Here is an 18,806-nt window from a genome sequence, read left to right as displayed (position 1 = left end):
TGGGAGCGGAAAGTTAAAAGGATAATGGATTCCGCGGAAGAGGACGGCAAATTAGCCCCCCACCAAATGCTGGCGGGCTGCATCGGCGTCTTTGGCCAATTGTGCCTTCAACTCATCTAGGTTCGCAAATTTTTGCTCATCGCGGAGGCGGGCTATCAACTGAATGGTCAGCGGCTGCTCGTATATGTCATCCGAGAAATCCAGCAGATGTACTTCAATGGTTTGCGCCAAATTGCCCCCTACGGTAGGACGCACGCCAATATTGAGCATGCCCTGCTGCACATCCCCGTCGGCGGTGGTAGCCAGTACGGCGTACACGCCATGAGCCGGCACCAGCTTAGAGGCCTCCTCCAGTTCCAGATTGGCGGTAGGAAAACCGATAGTGCGGCCGAGCTGCTGTCCGCGTACCACTTTGCCAGTCAGTGAGTAAGGATAGCCGAGGTGGCGATTGGCCGTGGCAATGTCGCCGCTAAGCAGAGCGCGACGGATGCGGGTGCTGCTCACCCCAACCGCGTCTACGTCTTCGCGCGGAATCTCTTCTACTTCCAGGCCGTAGCGGTCGGCATGTTTGCTAAGGTATTCAAATCCTCCTTCGCGGTTTTTGCCAAAACGGTGGTCATAGCCTATTACCAGCTTTTTTGTTCCTACCGTGCGTAGGAGCAGCTGCTGAATATATTCCTCGGAAGAAAGCTGCGCGAACTCGCGGGTAAATGGAACAATCAGCAGATAATCGACACCAAACTGTTCAAGGCGCTCAATTCGCTCATCCAAGGTAGAAAGCAGCTGCAAATCAAGCGGCTCCGGGTGAGTAGGTGGTGGGTCGAGCACCAGGCGCGGGTGCGGCCAATAGGTAATGACTACGGCCGGGCCACCGCTTTGCCGGGCCACTTCCAATAGCCGATGAAGGATTTTCTGGTGCCCTACATGTACGCCATCGAAGGTGCCGCTCGTCACGACAGCTTGACCTAGAAACGGGAATTGCGCCGGGTCACGGAAAACTTGCATCTGCTTGGGTGGCTAAATGACGGGAAAACTATTCCTGGGGGGCTTTTTCGTCGGCGGCGGAAGCTGCCGCGGCGGTAGAAGCGTCGTAGTAAGCTAAGCCCTGGCGCACAGGTCGCCGCCGGTTATCGGCTGGCCGCGCTTGCTTGGCTAGGTCAGCTTCTGAGCGGGGTGGGCGCAGGGCTTCAATATCAGCTATAGTAAGTGCATCCGATAATGAGTACTCCCCAATACGAGTGCGAGCGAGCTGGGTAAGATGCGCGCCACAGCCAAGAGCCACTCCAAAATCCCGAGCGAGACTGCGGATGTAGGTGCCTTTAGAGCATACCACCCGAAACTGAATATCAGGCAAGGAAATGCTGGTTAGCTCAAACGCGGTAATAGTAATTTGCTTACTCTTGATTTCGGCAGTATCGCCACGGCGGGCTACTTCGTAGGCTCGCTCGCCATTGATTTTTACGGCTGAGAATAGCGGCGGTGTCTGCTCAATAAGGCCCACGAAAGGCGCAGTAGCTGCTTGCAGGTCGGCCTCGGTGAGGTGGGCATAGGGCAGCTCCGCATCGACGGGCGTTTCCAGATCGAAGCTAGGCGTGGTCTGGCCGAGGCGAAAGGTGCCAGTATATTCTTTCTCCTGCGCCTGAATCGAGTCGATGTCCTTGGTTTTCTTGCCCGTACACAAGATGAGCAAACCAGTTGCTAACGGATCGAGTGTGCCCGCGTGGCCTATCTTTTTGATGCGCAGCATGTTTTTCACCTTGCGCACCACGTCAAACGACGTCCAGGTAAGCGGCTTGTCCAGTAACAAAACCTCGCCGGCCTCAAAGTCAAATTCCTTCTGCTTCATATCAATTGCAGATCAATACCCAACCCTATCATTAGCAGAATAATAACGCCGATGCCGATGCGATATATGCCAAAGGACCGGAAGCCAAAGCGCGACACAAAGTTTACAAACGAATTAACCGCCAACAGCGCCACCACAAACGCTACCACATTACCAAACGCCAGCACTTGCAAATCGCCGGGCTGTAGCGGCGTGATTTTGTAGGCTTTATAGAGTTGATACGCAGTAATAACAAACATGGTGGGCACCGCCAATAGAAACGAAAAGTCGGCGGCGGAGCGGCGGTCGAAGCCCTGGCTAAGACCACCTACGATGGTGGCCGCCGAGCGCGACACGCCCGGAATCAGGGCGATGCACTGAAACAAACCGATTTTGAACGCCTGCTTGATGTTGGGTGTGGTCACTTGCTTGCGCTCCCCATCAAACCACTTATCAACGAACAGTAGAATAATGCCCCCCAGGACCAAGGAAATGGCTACCACCGTCACGCTTTTCAATAATTCGGTGATTACGTCTTTCAACACGAAGCCCAGAATTCCAAACGGAATAAAGGCAACGGCCAGCTTTAGGTAAAAATCAAAGCTCTGCAAAAAGCGGCGCCAGTACAGCGCAACTACCGACAAAATAGCCCCAAACTGAATAGAGGTAATGTAAACTTCCGTAAACGGAGCTTGCCCGATTCCGAGCAGATTGGCCACAATAATCATGTGGCCGGTGCTGGATACCGGTAAAAACTCCGTCAGACCCTCCACAATTGCGAGGATCAGCGCATGCCAATAATTCATCTATTAACGCTTGTAAGTAGGGCGTGCTGCCGGGGTAGGGGCAACCACTGGTGGCGAGACGCTGGCAGTTGAGGCTGCCTCCACTGAAATAGTCTCGGCGGGGGTTGAACTTTGCCCCCCAGGCTTAGCCATAATGGCAAAAAACTCAATAATGAACCCAACAACCAATAAAATGGGACCAAGTGTGATGCCCAGAAACCCAAGGCCGTAGTCCGCAGTGTCGAGGGTCATGGTGATAAACCCTGCCACCAACATGGCCAAGCCTATAAACATGAGCCGATAATTGCGTGGCCCGAAAGCGAAATGGGAAGTGGGGCGTTGTTCCATGGAATCCAAATGGGGTTTCAAGCTATGTATTCGGCACAGCTTGATAGAGGTGAGTTAATGTTAATATAAATCGTCGAGCGACATGCCTAGGTACTTCCGCACGGCGCGGTAGGAGCTGAAAAAGCCAATGACGCAGCCTAGCACGACCATCAGTACCAGCAAAGCGCCAATTAACCGCTCATCGAGCAAAAGCCGAAGCTCATCTACCTGCAAGTAAGCGTATTGCTGCAAAGCCAGGAGAATAAGGGCCGCCAAGGTTCCGCTAACAAAGCCTTGCCAGGTAGCACGTCGCAAAAACGGGCGTTGAATAAAGAAGGAAGTAGCCCCAACCAGCTGCATACTCCGAATCAGGAAACGCTGGGAGAATAGAGCCAACTTGATGGTATTGTTAATGAGTATCGTCACGACGAGCGTAAGTACCACGGCAAAGCCAAGCAGCACTAGGCTGAGCTTGCGTACATTCTGGTTGATGCTGGTAATCAGGCTTTGTACGTATTGCACTTCATGCACGCCACTTTCAGCGCGTAGCTCCTGCTCTATTTTGCGCAGGTTGAGCGAGTCAGTGTACTCAGAATTGATGCGCAGAATATACGCGTCGCGCAATGGATTATCGCCCAGAAACTGCTGGAAATCTTCGCCGGTTTGCTCGATGAACTGCCGGGCTCCTTCTTCTTTTGATAAGAATCGCACTTGGGGCTGCCGGTCGCGGAAGGCAATATAGGGCTTACTCGAAAAGGCTTGCTGCAAGCGTAGGAGCTGGGCTTCGGGCAGGTCGCGGTCTAGATAGACCTGCATTTCCAGGTTCTCTTTTACTAAGTTGGAAAGCTTGTGGGCGTGAACCAGCAGCAGCCCAAAAAGCCCAATAACCAGCAACGCCAGCGTGATACTAAACACGACCATCGTGTGCGGGTAATTACCCAGCTTTTTCTTACGAGTGGACGAACGGGGAGGTGATGCCATGCCGCAAAGGTAGGATTAGCAATTAGCAATGAACGCAATTACCAGATTTGAATTAGAAAAAAGCCCCCCAGCACCGTCAAAACGCAATTCTGGCCTCCCCACAAACACAGCATAGTGGTCGACTACATAATGGTGCGAGGATCATCGTCTACGATGAGGGCTTCGCGGGCTTTGCGAGCGGCTTCGTCGCGGCGACGAACGCGCTTACGTGCAAAAAGCTCTTGCAACGAATCGAACTGCTCCGTATGCAGCAAGCTGACGGCCGCGCGCGGCTGATTGATGGTTTCTAGGTCGCGGGGCGTGGTCTGGTAGCGTAAGCGCGCCCGAAAACGGCCATCGGGCTGGAGGTAGTATTCCAGACTCAGGTCGCCGAGCAGGGACGTTTGGGCTGTCTGGTCGATGTCGGAACCGGGAACGGTGCCCAGGTTGGTGGAATTGGTAAAGCCGCCTTCGCGGGTCACACGCAGGCGGCCATTCATGAAGCTGTAGCTCAGACGCACCTGCAACGCTTGAAGCTGCTCCTGGGAAAGGCCGTTGAGGTTGAAGTCAATTTCCAGGTTTTGGTCGATCTGGGAAGTAAGCAGACCTAGCTGCGTAGAGAGAACCTGCCCCAGGCTATTGCCGACTGTGTTATTGCTGCCACTCAACGAAAGCTGAGCGAAAGAGCCAAGAGGTGAAAGTTGTTTAAAGACCAATAAACTGAAAACCTGGCGATTGAGCTCTTGCTCGTCGTTGCGAAGAGAGTTAGTAAACGCGGCTAACTCACTTTCTAAAGCTGAAGGGGCGTCATTAAATTCCAATCCTAGTTGAATGGCCGGCAACAACAACGGACCCGTCAGATTCATCACGGCCGTAACGGGAACTACTGCGCCTCCGCTTGCAGTAACTGTGCCTAGTACCGGCGCCAAAGAGGTGCGCTGCGTGTAAGCGGCCGTTACGTTCATCTGACCATCCAGCGGGTTGCCATTCCAAGAAATGGTGCCGCCGGGCCGCACCACAAATTCCTTGTTAATCAGGCCCTGCAAGGTGAAATTATAAGCCCCCCGCACGATTTCGATCTGACCGTACATATTGAATTCGCCGCGTGTATCCACGTTTAGGCGCAACTGCCCCACAGCCGTACCACGAATTACGTCGCCGGTGCTTTCGTCGAGAATAATCTCCACGTAAGCATCCTCAGTCACCGTGAGGTTGAAGTTGAGTTGCAAGCCCGACAAATCAACCCGGCCGGCAGCGGACGCTACGATGGGCACGGTGGAGGTTGTATCGGTGGGCAGGTTGCGATTTACAAACTTGATATAGCTGGCCTGTTCGGCTTTGGCTGCATTATCCAGGGGAAGTGAAACCCGGGTGCCCGCCTCGCTACGCGCCGTCACGTTCACGGTTAGGTTATCGACTGGGCCAAACACACGCGCCTCGCCTGTGCCGTAGGCCCGGCCGAAGTAGAGCTCGTTTTCCTTGCGCGTAGTATTAAGCAGCTGGAGCTTGCGGAAATCGGCGCTCAGATTAAGCACCATATTCTGAAAGCCCTGATGTCGGATTTCCCCGTCGAGCGTGCCTGTATTGCCGAACACGTCGCGCAGCGTTACCTCCCGGAAAACGATACGATCTTCGCGGAAGGAAATACGGTCGGTGAAGCGGTAGGTGGTGCCCAGGTAAATAAACTTGAAACGACCATTGCTCACATCCACGTCGCCCACAAGGTTGGGGCCGGCCAGCGGACCAGTCAGCCGCAGCCGACCCACGGCCGTGCCGCGCATATTGTCGAAGAGTGTGCCTAGCAGGGGTTCCGCTATTTTCACCGGCGCACTGTCGAGCACGGCGGTAAGGTCGAGCTGGCGTATAGGCTCGCGCGGCGCTACGGTGCCGGTCACCGTGAGCACGCGCTGCTGGCTGTTCATCACATCCAGGTTCACACCCAGCTTACTGGTGGTGTTATCCCAGTCGCTGCTGCCCGTAACGTTACCGATCAGGATATCATCAAAGCGAAGCGAATCGACGACCAGCGAGCTGTTCACAACCAGGGCGCCAAAAACGCCGCTCACGGTTCCCTGCGCATTGGCCACGCCCGTAATATTCTGTTTGGTCAGTGAGCTTAGCGTAGCCAGCTCCAGGTTCTGAACGGCAAGCTGTAGCGTTTTGGCCGGATCGGTGGAAATGAAGCCTTGAGCACTTACCTGTTGAGCACCATTCGATAGAGTCAGGCTGCGGATATCAATCTCTTTGCCGGCGTTAGAAATAAGAACTACGTTTTCAGGCGCCAGCGTCCAGTCTTTTCCCAAAAGGTTGAGGCCCGACTGCCGAAATACCACTTGCACGGCCTGCGGCAAAAAAGCTACTGAGCCATTAATAGCACCCCGGTTGGTGGTGCCGGTTTGGGCGAGCGAGGTCGAAAAATTGATTTTGTCCTGATCCCAAACCCCTTCCACGTAGAAGTTTTCTGTCTGATTCAGAAGGGGAAGCTTTTGCTTTTCGGAAGTGATGTTAGCTTGTGCGAGTATTTCGGGCTGATAGGGCAACTTGGAGGTGAGCAACTCCATCGACGTATTCACGGCCCGAATGCTATCGTAGCGCAAGCTGTCAAATTGCCCGGCCAGAGTGAAAATAGAAGTAGGGCCATTGCGGAAAGAACCCTCCACCCGCGAGTAGTCGGATATCTCCAGCTTGGGCACGAATAGCTGAATCACCGGATTAGCGTGCTTCAGATGAAGATCTAAGTCAATAGCATACTCAGAAATTGCCCCCTGGCGCTTGCGGCGGTAGTAGTTGGCGGTCGTAGTCTCGTTGCTTTCGAAGTTGAGCTGATATTCCTTGATGAGCGTCTGCACATCACGGGCTACAGTAGTGAAGTCGAAGTCGCCGTTGGCCGTAAGGTTGAGTACTTCGGAGCGCACAGCCACGCTGCGCTGCCCGTTCTGGCGCTGGCTTACAATATCGAGAGTGTCGATGGCCACGTTGCGGCCGGCGTAGCCCACCTTGGTTTCGCGCAGAATAATGCGGCCAATCAGATCGTCAAGCTTCAATCCCTGAAACCGCAGATCGGCTTTGGTGGCAACGGTAACGGCCTGATCGGTGAGGCCAAGGGCCCGCAAATCGGCGCGACGCACCTGCGCCCGCAAATCGAAAGCCTGCCGCGCCTTGTTCAGGTCTACGCGGCCGTCGGCGGATATCTGCAGGGCGGGGTCATTAATGGCCAGCTTGCCCTCAAAGGTTTCGCGGCTGAACTGGCCGTTGGTGGTGATGTTGCGCAGGCGGTAGCCTTTCAGCCAAATGCTTTGCACGGTGGCATTGGCCCGCAGGCGGGCACCTTCGGGCGTAAAGCCTACGCCTTCCACACGCCCGCTGAAGGCAATGTCGCGCACGGTGCTTTGGTCGCCCAGAAACTTGCCCAGCTGGAAGCCAGTGGTTTTTACCTGGCCTTCATAATTAGAATAGCGCGGATCGGTTTTGAACTTGATATTAACGTCCGAAACCACATCACCCAAAGCAGTATTGAAGGATCCATTGGCGACGAAGTCGTTATAGAAGCCCAGAAATTGCCCTTTGAGCTTCACCGTACCCAAGCGCTGCACATAAGCCCAACCCTTGGCCGGCACGAATTTGCGAATGTCGCGCCCATCAATCACGGAGGGCTGCAAGCGCATTTCCACGAAGCTTTCCTTCAGATTTGGCAGCCCTTCCACGTTTATGTTGCCTACTACGTGCGTGTTTTGCCCGTAGCGCACGTCGAGGTTGCGGGTGGTAAAATTGGTGACGTAGCCTTTGGCCTCACCTGAAAGCAGCACCGTTTCGTTCAGGTCGCGGAGCTGGGGGGCAAAATGAGCGATATCGTCGGAGAAAAGCCGCGTGGGCCCTAGCCGCGCCGTGACGCGCACCGAATCGTTGAAGTGCGTGAAGTTGAGAAAGCGCTTATAGTCAAAGCGAACGTAGTCCTTGAGGTAGCTGCGGCCCACGCGCAGGTCGGTATTGGCAAACTCCCAATAGGTGGGCGCAAACGTCATGTCGGTGTCCCAGTGCTGCACGCGGGTTTTCGAAGGCGTTTCTACGGCGCGCATATCCCGAATGCGGGTGATGATAGTGTCGCCGTGCATTTTGATGCCCGAGAAATCAGCATAGATGCTGTCGACTTGCATGTGTGCGTAGTCGATGCCGTATTTGACGCGCGGCTGGTTTTGCCTCTCTAACACGAAGCGGCCATTGCGCAGCCCCACGCTTTGAATCTGAAAATCGAAGGGCTTTTTAACTTTGGTGGTGTCGGTGGGGCCGAGCAGGCAGCGCACAGCAGACACAAACTGACTTAAATTGGTAGAATCAGGGGCATCGGCGTACGTGACGAGAGCAAAGCGCGGCTCATTCAGCACCAGCTGACCTACATGCAGATGGCGCGGATTCAACAGCGAAAACAGCTGAATATCCGCCTCCGCCTGCCCGATGTGAAACAGCTCGCCGCCGCGCCGGTCCTGCACCTGCACATTCTGGAGCAGCACCCGCGAAAACGGCCGGATATCCACCCGTCCAATACTCACGCGCTGGCCCAGCTTATCCGACAAATAAGTGGCTGCCCGCTGCGCCACTCTCGTCTGTACGCTCGGTATCCGCAGCGCTACCAACACCGTGCCCACCGCCAGCACCACAAGCAGGAGCAGCCCCAGCAGGATTTTGAGCAGAACGGAGATAAAACGGGGCACGGGAAGAGGATGAGCAGAAAGGAATGTAACGACGAAGATGCTGCTTTTCGCCTAATCGTTGGCTGACGTTGCCATAAGTACGAATCAGGGACTTAAACGTGGCCTCAAGATTTCATCATTTCCTTAGAGAGTCGATTAAACCTGTTTAGTTTAATCAATAGCTGAGTTTTTTGATTTTAAAGTAGAAAACATACATAGCAGATTCCTCAAAAAGCCCTCCGATAAGCCTAATTGGTGCTTTTAATATATTATTTAAATAAGACTATAAATTACGCATCCATAAAGAATCCCCCTACGTTAGAAACCATATAACTTAAATTTTTATTGTTTAAATCCTAAAAAATTAGATGAATGAAAAAAACTGTATACTTCAAGAAGCTTGGTATGTGTTTGCTGCTATTGGCTTCTCTGACTAGTTGTGAGGATATTCTGGAGCAGTACTTTCCTAAACCCACTCCACCACCTTCTTTTCCTAATCTAGGCTTAGACATTCCGTTTTATACCTTGTCTGGTGGTACCAAATTAGACGCGTACTCTACTAAGGCTCCGGCCGTTCGCACGGCTTCGGTCGACATCACAGGTTTGCAGGGTGGTGAACGCATCTTGGCTATCGACTTCCGCCCCGCCTCGGGGCAGCTCTATGGAGTAAGCAGCGCCAATCGCATTTATATAATTAACCATCTGACGGGCAGGGCCCATGCCGTTGGTTCGGGTGCTTTTATGCCTGCATTAGAGGGCAGCCTAGTGGGCTTTGACTTCAATCCCACGGTTGACCGCATCCGCATCGTGACCAGCACGGGGCAGAACCTGCGGCTGAATCCGGAGACTGGGGCCGGAACTATCGTTGACGGAACCATCAACGGTGCTGCCGGAGCCATAATCACGGCTTCTGCCTATACCAACAACGTAGCTGGTGCCAGCGCCACCGTGCTCTACGACCTCGACCCAGCCACCGATAAGCTCTACCGCCAGGATCCGCCCAACAATGGTATGCTGGCGGTCGTGGGCGACCTCAAGCTCGGCATCAGCGGCGACGGCGGCTTCGATATTGACGCCAAAAGTGGTACCGCTTTGGGCTTATTTGATGTAGCCGGCAAACCAACCTTATTTACGGTTAACCTGAATACGGGCGATACCCAACCGCTTGCTCAATACAGTCAGAGCCTAGGGTACTCGGGAGTGGCTATTCCAACTCAACCGGTAGCCTATGCTGTACTGGCAAATTATAGGAACACAAATCCCATTAAATTCAACGATTTAGTAATTTTTAATCCTACCAATCCCACTGCTCGCGTCAGTAAGCCTATTACAGGACTACTCACCAATGAGTTTATTCAAGGGATAGACTTTCGTCCGGCGAATGGACAGATTTATGCAATTACAACTAATTACCGGCTTGTTACGATCAACGCAGCTACAGCTGCGGCTACGTTTGTTGGCTCCTTAGATGTGGTGTTTGCTGATTTCTTTCTTGGCTTTGATTTTAATCCTGTAACAGACGAGATCCGCATTGTGGAGGGTTACACTAACGCTAACCTGCGTGTAAATCCACTTGACGCAACTGTTACAAGGGATAGAGGTCTCAATCCGAATTTCAATGGTTTCAGGCCATTTGTCGGTGCGGTAGCCTACGATAACAACTTTGTGGGTGCGACAACTACTAATTTGTATGTCATCGACGCTAACAGCCTTTATCTGCAGAATCCCCCTAATGCGGGCACGTTGGTAGAAATCGGACCCTTGGGTATGCGAGCTGGCAGAACTGATTTCGACATTGGTAGCACCAGTAATAGTGCCTACGCTATTATGAATAGGAGTGGTAGCAGCAACATTACGACCGGGCTCTACACCATTAATCTATCGACGGGCAGGGCTACATTAGTAAGCGATGTTAGCTTATTTGTTCCTAACTCTGATAGAGATATTAGTGGCTTCACGATGGGTTTAGGCTTTTGAACCTAACCATCCTTATCGTTGAACTCTGACACAAAAAGCCTTGGCCTGTAAGCCAAGGCTTTTTAAGTTTCTCAATCAATTGTCGAGTCAGGAAACGCAGCCTCAAGCGTCGACAGCAGGGCAGAAATTTAGGTATTTAAACGACCTTTGGGTTATAAATCTGTGGCGGTTGGTTAACGAAATGCTAACTGCTGTTTACTCTCTTTTGACGCCAGTAGTACTAAGGCACATTGGCTTGCATCCTATGAATCCGTATCCAATCATTCTGGCCATCGAATCATCCTGCGACGACACCTCGGCCGCTGTGCTAGCTGGGGGGCAAATTCGCTCCAATGTAGTGGCCACGCAGCGTGTACACGAACAATACGGCGGCGTGGTGCCGGAGTTAGCTTCGCGGGCTCACCAACAGCACCTGATTCCGGTGGTGCAGGAGGCACTGCGCCAAGCTGGCGTAACCAAAGCTGAGCTTGATGCAGTGGCTTTTACTCAAGGGCCGGGGCTGCTGGGCTCGTTGCTGGTCGGCAGCATGTTCGCCAAAACCTTTGCGCTGGCGCTGGGTAAGCCGCTACTGGCTGTCAATCACATGCGGGCACACATTCTGGCGCATTTTATTAATGAGCCGCGCCCTACGTTTCCCTTTCTCTGCCTGACGGTGAGTGGCGGCCACACGCAACTGGTGGTCGTAAAAAGCCCCCCAGACATGCAGGTAATCGGCCAGACCATCGACGATGCGGCCGGCGAAGCTTTCGACAAAACCGGCAAGCTGCTTGGCCTGCCGTATCCGGCCGGTCCGCACCTGGATAAGCTGGCCAGCACCGGCAACCCCACCCGCTTCCCGTTTCCGGTGGGTGCCATGCCCGGCTACGATTTCTCGTTTAGCGGCCTCAAGACGGCTGTGATGTATTTTCTTCGTCAGCAATCGGCCAAGAACCCGGACTTCATTCAGGAGAATTTGCCAGACCTCTGCGCCAGCATCCAGTACACTATTATTCAGACCCTGCTGCGCCAGCTTCAGCGCGCCGCCGCCGACTTAGGCCTGACGCAGATTGCGCTGGCTGGTGGCGTGGCCGCTAATTCCGGTCTGCGCGCCGCTTTGCAGGAATTAGCTTTAGAAAAAGGCTGGGCCGTATTCATTCCCGAGTTTCAGTACTGCACGGATAATGCTGCTATGGTCGCCATGACAGCGCATTTTCAGTTCGAGGCCGGCGATTTTGCCCCCCAGCTCGTCAGCCCTGACCCACGGTTGAAGTTGGGATAGGAGGGGTGATGACAAAAAACAAAAAGGCAGTCATGCCGAGGCGGAACCGAAGCATCTCACGTGTTTAGTAAGATTAGTAATCCAGCATTAGCACGCGAGATGCTTCGGCTCCGCCTCGGCATGACCGCCTTTATTGCCATTATCCGTTAGCGTTTCATGAAAAGCCCCTTCCACCCCGGCGACGTCAAAACCTATTCCTTCGTCGTGACAGCAGCTGACTTTGCGACGATGGAAGGCCATACGGTGCATGAGGTGCTGAGCACGTTTGCCTTGGGGCGCGGGATGGAGTGGGCAGGGCGGCTGTTTGTACTGGAAATGCTGGAAGCAGGGGAGGAGGGCATCGGGACGATGCTGCAAGTGGAGCACCACGCTCCAGCCTTCGCGGGCGAAACCGTGGAATTTCGCGCTACTTTTGCCGCCCTGGAAAATCGCGAGCTGACTTGCGCCGTAGAAGTACGGGTGGGCGAGCGGCTGGTAGCTACCGGCCGCACCGGACAGCGCATTGTGAGTCGTGAAAAACTAGCGGCTCGGTTTGCCGCCTTGCGCGCCGGTTCCCCAACATCTGCTTAATCAGCGCCTCAGCGCGCTTTCTGTTATTATGGCCAAAGAAAAAGACGCACCACGCAAAGTCAATATTGTTAATCGCCGGGCCAGTCACGAGTATTCTTTTCTGACGAAGTACGACGCGGGCATGATGCTGCAAGGCACCGAAATAAAAAGCATCCGCGACGGCAACGTGAACATGCAGGACGGGTTCTGCATCTTCCACCCCGACGGTAGCCTGTGGGTGCACAATCTTTCCATCTCCAAGTACACCGAAGGCACTTACAACAACCACGAGCCCACCCGCGAGCGGAAATTACTGCTCACCAAGCGCGAGCTGCGTCAGCTTTCCGACAAAAGCCAGGAGCAGGGCCTCACCATTGTTCCCATCCGCTTGTTTGTGAGCGACCGGGGCTTTGCGAAGCTCGAAATTGCGTTGGCCAAAGGCAAAAAGCTCTACGACAAGCGCGAAGACATCAAGGCCAAGGATCAGAAGCGCGAAATGGACCGGGCGCGCGATTATTAGGTGAAGTGGTGAAATTGCGAAATTGTGGAGGATGGCTTGGTGGCTTCAATTGAAAGGCGGAGCTTCGCAGCGTGAATAGGTAAGCAAGTCAGAGTGAAAGCTGTTCGTATTCCACAAACTCACAACTTCAAAATTTCACCATTTTGGAATACGGAATTTGCCCCCTGAGCGTGGTACCGGTGCGGGCCGAGCCTACTGATCGGGCCGAAATTGTCACCCAGCTCATTTTCGGCGAGTGCTATACCATCGTGCTCACGCAGGGCAATTGGTGCCAGGTCCGCATTGCGGCCGATCAATACGTGGGCTGGATGGATGTGAAGCAACACCAACCCGTAACCAGCACCTACTTCACCGAATGGGGCGCACATGCTCACCCTCGCAGCCTCGACGTGGTGCAGATGGTAAGCGATGCGGACACGCGCCAGCCTATTTCGCTGGGTGCCCGCCTGCCTTTTTTCGATGGCATGACCTTGCGCCTGGGCGAGCGGCAGCTGTTTTATAACGGCGCCGCAACCAATCCTACGTCCAATGGTGACCCTGGCCGCAAGGCCGCACTGCTTCAGAAAATGGGCCAGGCCTTTCTGAAGGCACCATATCTGTGGGGGGGCAAAACGCTGTTTGGCGTCGATTGCTCGGGGCTTATGCAGCAGCTTTATGGCTTGGTTGATATTCAGCTGCCCCGCGATGCCCGCCAGCAGATTGACCATGGCCGCACTGTGCATTTCGTTTCGCAGACCCAGCCCGGTGATCTGGCCTTTTTTGATAACGCCGAAGGCAACATTGTACACGTAGGCATGCTGCTGGAAGACCAGCAAATTCTGCACGCCAGCGGCGAGGTCCGCATCGACCCGCTCGACCACAACGGCATTTACAACCGACAGCGCCAGAAATATTCGCACAAGCTGCGCCTGATCAAGCGGTTGCTGCCCGATTAAAGTATCGCCGGGCCATACGACCAAAAAAGCCCCCCACAGCCCTGAGCTAAAGGAAACTTAACCCGGCGGCTGTTGTTAATGCGCTAAGAATCACCTAGCTTTCGCTAACCCGATTCTCCCTGAGCGTATGGATCAAAAAGTGCTTGTCTTGAACGGTGACTACACCGCGATTACGCTTTGCAGCGTGCAGAAGGCTTTTGTGCTGCTTTTTTTGGACAAGGCTGAGATGATTGCCAGGTCAGACGGAACATTGCGCTCCATCAGCCAGGCTTTCCCCAAGCCCAGCATTATCCGCCTGCAGCGCTATGTGCGCGTGCCCTACAAAGGCATTGCCCTGAGTCGGCACAACATTATGAAGCGCGACCATTTCGAGTGTCAGTACTGCGGATCAACTAAAAACCTGACCCTGGACCACGTGCTGCCCCGCTCCCGCGGCGGCGAATCGTCGTGGACCAATCTGCTGACGGCCTGCGCCCGCTGCAACCACGCCAAAGGCCACCGCACACCGCACGAAGCAGGCCTCACGGTACGACAGCAGCCCAAGAAGCCAACGCTAGCCGGCTTCCTGAAGCTCTCGGCCGGCACCATAGATCAGAACTGGCACGATTACCTGAATTGAGCTACAACTGGGGCGGTAAACCAAGGTTTGCCGCCCCAGTTTTTTCTACTAACCCAAGGAATTACTGCTCGGCTTTAAACTAACCATCGCTGGTTGAGGTTAGAGGCATACCTTTGCCCCCCGTTCCACCCAACCAGCGTTCATGTCAGTTCCCAAGTTTGCGGCTTCCCGCTCTTTTCACACCGAGCTAAAGGCTCGGATCAACGCCTACTTCGAGGAAGCGGGCAAACCGCAAACCGGCAACTCCGGGCTTTTCGTCAAAGCGCTTATTCTGACGACGGCCTTTGTGCTGGTGTATCTGCACCTAGTGTTTTTCACGCCAAGCGCCTTACTCGGTATTCTGGAGTGCATTCTGCTCGGCCTTATCGGCGCAGCCATCGGCTTCAACGTCATGCACGACGGCGCCCATGGTAGCTTCAGCAAGTCGAAGTGGCTCAACCAGTTTGCCGCTTTTACCCTGAACGTGTTGGGGGGCAATTCTTTCATGTGGAACATGAAGCACAACCTCATCCACCACATGTACACCAACGTGGACGGCGTGGACGACGACCTCGACGTGCAGCCCTGGATGCGCATGAGCAGCACTCAGCCGCGCCGCAAGCTGCACCGTTTTCAGCACCTCTATTTCTGGTTTCTCTACGCCCTGCTTTACATCGCCTGGATCTTCTTCATGGATTACCAGAAGTATTTCAAAGGCAAAATCGGGGGTATGCCCATCAAGAAAATGACGGCCACCGACCAGTCAGTTTTCTGGGGCTTCAAGGTAATTCATCTCTTATTATTCGTGGCCCTGCCCATTTACACGGCCGGTTTCGTAGCCTGGCTGGTAGGGTTTGTGGTGTTTGCAGCCATAGCTGGCTTCACGCTTAGCTTGGTGTTCCAGTTGGCGCATACCGTAGAACACGCCGCCTTCCCCATGCCCGACGAAATCACGAATAAGCTGGAAGACGAGTGGGCCATTCACCAGATCAAAACCACCGCCAACTTCGCTACTCACAATAAAGTCATTAGCTGGCTCGTGGGCGGCCTGAACTTCCAGGTAGAGCACCACTTGTTCCCGAAGATTTCGCACGTGCACTATCCCGCCATCAGCAAGATCATCAAGCAGATGTGCGAAGAGTTCGACATTACCTACAACGAGTATCCGAAGATGCGCTACGCCGTAGTCTCTCACGTATCTTATCTGCGGGAGTTAGGCCGCAAGTAGGTTATTCAATGCACAAAAAAGCCCCCCAGAAATGTTTCTGGGGGGCTTTTTTGTTGGTATTTAACCTCTGTCAGCAAATTAGCCCGATAAATAAGATGGGCAGCTGTGGTGGGGCAAGCCGATTATCTGGTCACCAACGTCGCTCATTTTCGGGCGCTGCTGCAAGTGAAGTTTCCCAGCATCCGGCTGCTCACGGCGCGTGAGTTTCTGGCAGAGTTGAAGAATTAGTCTGCCTGCTTCATTAGCTCTATTCGTCGTCTGATTATCGGTAGAATAGCTTCTTTAAACTCGGTTAAGGCAGGGCTTGCCTCTTTCCACTCCACTTGACGCAGGACTGAGTCCGACTGTAACGCGTTAATGCTTTCAATTCGGAGGTCACAGTTGGGACCGATCAATCCTTCCGGTGACACCACTGGCTCGCCACAGTTATATAAAGCCAAACTGTAAAAAACCTGATTGTTTGAATGAAAAATTACGAATGATTTCCTGTTTCGGTGCCCAATTGCGTGAGTGCTGTCAACCCATGTACCTGCAAGCCGAACCTCTCCTAGCGCTGCTCTTTTAGCAAGTAGAAACTGCCACAGTTGATTTCTGGTTTGCAGGGTGCCATCCTGAATCAAGCTGATGATAGCCTTTTCCGTTAAAGCTTTGCTGCTGGCTTTAATTCTGTGATAACTACCAAATTGCTCCTGGTAGAAGCCGCAGCCGCTTAGAAGCATAAGAAATGATAGCACCGTTCCTTTGTATAGAGTCGGGTGCAACAGATGTGATATCAAGTAGATACTACGAAAAAACAATCTGTTGCCACAAATATCCTGCTGTAAAACCTGTATCTTTGCCGCCCCGTCAGGGTGGCGGGTCTGGAGCCTCAGCTTCAGGGAGTTACTCATAACGCGTTCCGGTAGGTGGCCCTGAGCCGGACGTGTAGATAAGGGCCAAACAGTAACTATGGCAGAAGTAGCAGATAACTTCGACTGGGACAACGTCGGAGCGACCGGCTTTGGTGGCAATTATAGCCCCGAGCAGCGCGCCGAGATGGAGAAAATGTACGGCGACACGCTGACCACCGTCCAGGAGGAAGAAGTAGTGAAAGGCACCGTAGTCGGCATCACCGACCGCGACGTGATCCTGAACATTGGCTTCAAATCCGACGGCCTCGTGCCCCTGTCCGAATTCCGCGACCTGGTTGACCTGAAAATCGGTGACCAGGTAGAGGTATTCATCGAAGACCAGGAAGATTTGAACGGCCAGCTGATCCTTTCGCGCAAGAAGGCGAAGATCAAGCAGGCTTGGAAGTCGATTTACGACGCTCTGGAGTTCGATAACATCCTGGAAGGCGTAGTAAAGCGTCGGACCAAAGGTGGTCTGATCATGGAGCTGGACGGCGTAGAAGCTTTCCTGCCCGGCTCGCAGATTGACGTGAAGCCCATTCGCGACTTCGACATTTATGTTGGTCGCCGCATGGAAGTGAAAGTGGTAAAAATCAACGCCGCTTTCGACAACGTAGTTGTTTCGCACAAAGTCCTGATTGAGAAGGACCTGGAGAAGCAGCGCGAAGCCATCCTGAACAACCTTGAAAAAGGTCAGATTCTGGAAGGTGTTATCAAGAACATGACAAACTTCGGTGTGTTCATCGACCTCGGCGGTGTCGACGGTCTGTTGCACATCACCGATATCTCGTGGGGCCGCATCGCTCATCCGAGCGAAGTATTGCAGCTTGACCAGAAACTTAACGTGGTTGTTCTTGACTTCGACGAAGCCAAGAAGCGTATCTCGTTGGGCCTGAAGCAGCTGACTCCTCACCCATGGGATTCACTGCCCGCCGATATGGGCGTAGGCTCGAAAGTAAAAGGCCGTATCGTGAACGTAGCCGACTATGGCGCATTCATGGAAATCGTGCCTGGCGTAGAAGGCCTAATCCACGTTTCGGAAATGAGCTGGAGCCAGCACCTGCGCAATCCGCAGGATTTCATCAAGCAGGGCGACGTAGTTGAAGCGCAAATTCTGACGCTGGACCGCGAAGACCGCAAGATGAGCTTGGGTATCAAGCAATTGAGCGAAGACCCGTGGACTCGTGGCGACTTCGGCGGCAAGTACGCCGTAGGTACCAAGCACAACGGCCTAGTGCGCAACCTGACCAACTTCGGCCTGTTCGTAGAGTTGGAAGAAGGTGTAGACGGCCTAGTACACGTGTCTGACCTGTCGTGGACCAAGAAGATCAAGCACCCATCCGAAGTGGTGAAGGTGGGCGACCGTCTGGACGTGTTGGTGTTGGAGCTTGACGTAGCTAACCGTCGTTTGGCCCTTGGCCACAAGCAATTGGAGGAAAACCCTTGGGATACGTTCCAGACTGTATTTACTCCTGGCTCGGTGCACAAAGCCACTATTACGGAGAAAAACGACCGTGGTGCGGTACTCGAGTTGCCTTACGGCATCGAAGGTTTCGCTTACCCCAAGTCATTGGTGAAGGAAGATGGTTCGAACGCCGAAAACGGCGAAGCGCTAGACTTCCGTGTGGTTGAATTCTCGAAGGATGATCGTCGTATCGTGTTGTCGCACACTGCCGTGTTCAATCAGGCGCAGCAGGAAGAAGACACTCGTGCTTCGAAGTTTGCTAAGAAGAAGCCAGCCGCTGGTGCTGCTGCAGCCCAAGGCGAAGGCAAGCTGAGCGACCTTAAGAAGCCGGCAACGGCTGACAAGTCGACCCTCGGTGACCTGGATGCTCTGTCGGCTCTGCGCGACAAGATGATGGGCAACGAGCGTGACGCTGGTGTGCAGAAGCTGGAAGCGAAGGCTCCTAAGGCTGCTAAAGCCGAAGAAGCACCTGCCGCTGAAGCTGACACTACTGAAGAGACTCCGGCCGCTGAAGGTGGAATCCTGGCTGCCGTAACTGGTGCTGCCTCCGCTGCCTTCGATAAGGTATCGGAAGTAGCTGGCGACGTAGTAGACACCGTAGCTGATTCAGCTGCTTTCGCGAAAGCGAAAGAAGTAGCTGGCGATGTGGTTGAAAAAGCCAAAGATCTGCTGCCCGGCAACGAAGATGCTGACAAGAAGGACGGAGAGAAAGCATAGTTTTCTTAGTTTTTGAGTAATAAAAAGGCCCTGACAGTTGTCAGGGCCTTTTTTGTGAGCTTTAAGCACGAGTGATTTCAAACT

16 protein-coding genes are annotated in these 18,806 nt (G+C 53.6%); 9 read left to right on the top strand and 7 right to left on the bottom strand.

Annotated elements, in window-relative coordinates:
* Window positions 1-51 precede the first annotated feature (51 nt).
* From IEW06_RS00500 to IEW06_RS00475, 6 genes are all read right to left on the bottom strand, one after another.
* Window positions 52-1,005, bottom strand: a complete 954-nt coding sequence (locus IEW06_RS00500; RefSeq protein ID WP_187731247.1) for a bifunctional riboflavin kinase/FAD synthetase — start codon at window positions 1,003-1,005, stop codon at window positions 52-54.
* A 28-nt stretch (window positions 1,006-1,033) separates the two neighbouring features.
* The gene (truB, locus tag IEW06_RS00495; RefSeq protein WP_187731248.1) at window positions 1,034-1,846 is read right to left on the bottom strand and encodes a tRNA pseudouridine(55) synthase TruB; all 813 of its coding nucleotides are present in this window, start codon (window positions 1,844-1,846) and stop codon (window positions 1,034-1,036) included.
* The gene (locus IEW06_RS00490; protein ID WP_187731249.1) at window positions 1,843-2,631 is read right to left on the bottom strand and encodes an undecaprenyl-diphosphate phosphatase; all 789 of its coding nucleotides are present in this window, start codon (window positions 2,629-2,631) and stop codon (window positions 1,843-1,845) included. The genes truB and IEW06_RS00490 overlap by 4 nt, the downstream gene beginning before the upstream one ends.
* Before the next feature lie 3 nt (window positions 2,632-2,634).
* The gene (locus IEW06_RS00485) at window positions 2,635-2,958 is read right to left on the bottom strand and encodes a DUF3098 domain-containing protein (RefSeq protein ID WP_187731250.1); all 324 of its coding nucleotides are present in this window, start codon (window positions 2,956-2,958) and stop codon (window positions 2,635-2,637) included.
* Window positions 2,959-3,018: 60 nt separating this feature from the next.
* Window positions 3,019-3,918 (bottom strand): cell division protein FtsX, encoded by a 900-nt coding sequence (locus tag IEW06_RS00480; RefSeq protein ID WP_187310194.1) that lies wholly within the window; start codon window positions 3,916-3,918, stop codon window positions 3,019-3,021.
* 122 nt (window positions 3,919-4,040) lie between these two features.
* Window positions 4,041-8,606 carry a translocation/assembly module TamB domain-containing protein gene (locus tag IEW06_RS00475; protein ID WP_187731251.1) on the bottom strand — a complete coding sequence of 1,522 codons (4,566 nt, stop codon included), beginning with the start codon at window positions 8,604-8,606 and terminating at the stop codon, window positions 4,041-4,043.
* A 351-nt stretch (window positions 8,607-8,957) separates the two neighbouring features.
* On the opposite strand from IEW06_RS00475, the gene IEW06_RS00470 reads away from it, so the two are divergent.
* The 8 genes from IEW06_RS00470 to IEW06_RS20840 all read left to right on the top strand — a co-directional run bounded on the left by IEW06_RS00470 (window position 8,958) and on the right by IEW06_RS20840 (window position 15,878).
* Window positions 8,958-10,562, top strand: a complete 1,605-nt coding sequence (locus IEW06_RS00470) for a DUF4394 domain-containing protein (protein ID WP_187731252.1) — start codon at window positions 8,958-8,960, stop codon at window positions 10,560-10,562.
* A gap of 244 nt (window positions 10,563-10,806) precedes the next feature.
* Complete coding sequence (gene tsaD, locus IEW06_RS00465) at window positions 10,807-11,820, top strand: tRNA (adenosine(37)-N6)-threonylcarbamoyltransferase complex transferase subunit TsaD (protein WP_188547158.1); 1,014 nt, start codon at window positions 10,807-10,809, stop codon at window positions 11,818-11,820.
* Between the two features lie 156 nt (window positions 11,821-11,976).
* Entirely contained in the window at window positions 11,977-12,390 is a 414-nt protein-coding gene (locus IEW06_RS00460; RefSeq protein WP_187731253.1) for a thioesterase family protein, read from the top strand.
* Between the two features lie 28 nt (window positions 12,391-12,418).
* The gene (smpB, locus tag IEW06_RS00455; protein ID WP_084446556.1) at window positions 12,419-12,889 is read left to right on the top strand and encodes an SsrA-binding protein SmpB; all 471 of its coding nucleotides are present in this window, start codon (window positions 12,419-12,421) and stop codon (window positions 12,887-12,889) included.
* Window positions 12,890-13,032: 143 nt separating this feature from the next.
* A complete protein-coding gene (locus IEW06_RS00450) occupies window positions 13,033-13,824 on the top strand; it encodes a C40 family peptidase (RefSeq protein ID WP_229743015.1) in 792 nt (263 codons plus the stop codon).
* Window positions 13,825-13,951: 127 nt separating this feature from the next.
* The gene (locus IEW06_RS00445; protein WP_187731254.1) at window positions 13,952-14,443 is read left to right on the top strand and encodes an HNH endonuclease; all 492 of its coding nucleotides are present in this window, start codon (window positions 13,952-13,954) and stop codon (window positions 14,441-14,443) included.
* Between the two features lie 142 nt (window positions 14,444-14,585).
* Window positions 14,586-15,650, top strand: a complete 1,065-nt coding sequence (locus IEW06_RS00440) for a fatty acid desaturase family protein (RefSeq protein WP_188547156.1) — start codon at window positions 14,586-14,588, stop codon at window positions 15,648-15,650.
* Window positions 15,651-15,755: 105 nt separating this feature from the next.
* Window positions 15,756-15,878, top strand: a complete 123-nt coding sequence (locus IEW06_RS20840; protein WP_262891914.1) for a hypothetical protein — start codon at window positions 15,756-15,758, stop codon at window positions 15,876-15,878.
* Here the strand turns inward: IEW06_RS20840 and IEW06_RS00435 are convergent.
* Complete coding sequence (locus IEW06_RS00435) at window positions 15,875-16,540, bottom strand: hypothetical protein (protein WP_187731255.1); 666 nt, start codon at window positions 16,538-16,540, stop codon at window positions 15,875-15,877. The two genes, IEW06_RS20840 and IEW06_RS00435, sit on opposite strands and share 4 nt — an antisense overlap.
* Before the next feature lie 58 nt (window positions 16,541-16,598).
* On the opposite strand from IEW06_RS00435, the gene rpsA reads away from it, so the two are divergent.
* Window positions 16,599-18,722, top strand: a complete 2,124-nt coding sequence (gene rpsA / locus IEW06_RS00430) for a 30S ribosomal protein S1 (RefSeq protein ID WP_223284396.1) — start codon at window positions 16,599-16,601, stop codon at window positions 18,720-18,722.
* The last annotated feature ends 84 nt before the right edge of the window (window positions 18,723-18,806 follow it).

The organism is Hymenobacter qilianensis (assembly GCF_014638675.1).
GTDB classification, from domain to species: domain Bacteria; phylum Bacteroidota; class Bacteroidia; order Cytophagales; family Hymenobacteraceae; genus Hymenobacter; species Hymenobacter qilianensis.
This window is presented reverse-complemented; position numbering and strand designations above follow the sequence as displayed.